This window comes from Phormidium sp. CCY1219, assembly GCF_055795085.1.
The window spans coordinates 1-2,116 of the sequence record NZ_JAYFEQ010000175.1; the positions used below are offsets into that span (position 1 = coordinate 1).

Genomic DNA, 2,116 nt, shown 5'->3' on the forward strand with positions numbered 1-2,116 from the left:
TCCATAGACATTGCCACGATGTCAAGACTGCCAGTGATGGTAGCCTCGGTACCTATGACAAAGGCCAAATTGTTGAGGAGCCGGATGAGATGAAAGTCTCAAGTCCGGTTTTGAAGACGAGTAGTTTTGGTGACAGAATTACTTAGTTAAACTCTAAAGTATTACCTGCGATTTCCGATTTTAGCCAGAGGAAAGCTCATGGGTTTTATCAGAAAACTTCCCCTACTCTCTTTCACCCTGTTGTTGGTGAGTTATTTTAACTTTGGGTGGGTTTTATCAGAAGCCGGCGCTGAGTGGTGGGTGTGGCTGATATCTACCCTAGCTATCCTGCTGATGGCGGAAGCTTTAGCCGCACCTTGGTCGATTATCCGCACAGTTTCGGTGCAGTGGCTCAAATCGGATTTTCGCGCATTTTTCACTGTAATGATGGCAGCGTTTTTATTCGTGTTGTTTTTGTCAACGCTGCATATTTCGGCGCATGGGTTGATATTATTCATCGCTGCATCCATCGCCCGATTAGACTTACAGAAGGGGGGAAACTTTCAAGCGTGGCAGGATTTCGTAATTTTGGCAGTTGTGGCAATTTGTGGATTGATTTTAGGCTGGGGAAGCTATCACCTGATGCCGCTTCATTAAAGCGATCGCCCCATTTTTTTATAGGAGAAAATTCTGGAATATACCCTGAAAAAATTAAGGCTAGTAAATGCACCCGGAATTTTTCTATCGCCGCATCAGTTGTAGAAGGGAAAAACAGAGATTGGGTGGTTATTGTGACTCGACCTGCTGTTTGGTGGGAATGGCGATCGCAAACTGGGTTCCCTTGCCGGTTTGAGAATGACAAAATAGCTGCCCCCCATGTTTTTCCACCACAATATGACGACTAATTGAAAGACCCAAACCCGTTCCTTTCCCCACCGGTTTTGTGGTTACAAAGGGCTGAAAAAGCTGTTCCTTCACCGAGTCAGCGATTCCCGGACCATTATCAGAAATGCGGATTTCGATCGCCTCAGTGGTGATTTGCTCGCTTTCATTCTGGAGGTTTGACGGGGTATTGTTTTCTTCGGCGAGAGAAGACGGAGGCGCATTTTTCGGATTGGGAAAGCCAAATTGACCCACCCGTAATTGGGTTTTGATTTTAATATGATTGGGATGGGCTTTGAGTTGCTCTGGGGTTTTCGATTGATTGGCTTCATCCAAGGCATCGATCGCATTACTGAGCAGGTTCATAAACACTTGATTGAGCTGACCCGGATAGCACTCCACCAATGGCAAGTTTCCATATTCTTTAATCACGTGAATTTCGGGATGATTCTTTTTCCCTTTCAAGCGATTTTGCAAAATCAGCAGGGTACTGTCGATGCACTGGTGGATATCCACCGCCGTCGCCTTGCATTCGTCAATCCGAGAAAAGTTGCGTAACGACAAGACAATTTCGCGGATGCGATCGGCGCCAACTTGCATGGAAGAAAGCAACTTAGGCAAATCGTCCATTAAAAAGTTGACATCGATTTCCTCTTCGAGTTCTTTAATCTCTTCACTGGCATCGGGGAATTCTGCTTGGTAGAGTTGCAAGAGTTCTTGCAACTCTTGGATATATTGACTGGCATGTTCTAAATTGCCGGTGATGAAATTTACCGGGTTATTGATTTCGTGGGCCACCCCGACGACTAATTGGCCGAGAGAGGCCATTTTTTCACTTTGTACCAGATGAGATTGCGCTTGTTTGAGTTCGTGGGATGTGCGATCGAGTCGGCGGGTTTGTTCGGTTAATTGCGCTTGCAATTAAGACAAGGTTTGTTCTGTCTGTTTGCGGTAAGTTAAGGAATCGCCAACGGGATTGGGGATTTTTTGGGCGATCGCCATTCTGCCGGTAATGTCTCCCCATCGATCGCTCACTGGCACCCTCTGCACCAGATAGGTATCGCGATCGCCCGAAATTTCGGCCACCGTGGTTTCGGTGGGGATTTCTCCGGATTGCGGCGGGGCGATCGCTTCTGCCATTTGTGGCGATAACGCTTGCGCCAGGGTTTTCGAGTCGATTGACTACTCTGCGTGAATCACGCGACGGAGATTCCCCGGAGGGATTTTAGAACTTCCGACAAGTCGGACTCATAGG

The 2,116-nt window shown here is 47.2% G+C and carries 3 protein-coding genes; 1 reads left to right on the plus strand and 2 read right to left on the minus strand.

All coding sequences use genetic code 11. The features are described 5' to 3' along the window. Window positions 1–198: 198 nt before the first annotated feature. Window positions 199–636, plus strand: coding sequence for a hypothetical protein (locus tag AC0QH1_RS01045; protein WP_324628875.1), 438 nt, complete (start codon window positions 199–201; stop codon window positions 634–636). A gap of 129 nt (window positions 637–765) precedes the next feature. Here AC0QH1_RS01045 and AC0QH1_RS01050 read toward each other — a convergent pair whose 3' ends face one another. Then, the gene (locus AC0QH1_RS01050) at window positions 766–1,782 is read right to left on the minus strand and encodes a sensor histidine kinase (protein WP_324628877.1); all 1,017 of its coding nucleotides are present in this window, start codon (window positions 1,780–1,782) and stop codon (window positions 766–768) included. Further along, on the minus strand, window positions 1,783–2,001 hold the full coding sequence (locus tag AC0QH1_RS01055) for a hypothetical protein (RefSeq protein ID WP_324628878.1): 219 nt from the start codon (window positions 1,999–2,001) through the stop codon (window positions 1,783–1,785). Window positions 2,002–2,116: the final 115 nt, after the last annotated feature.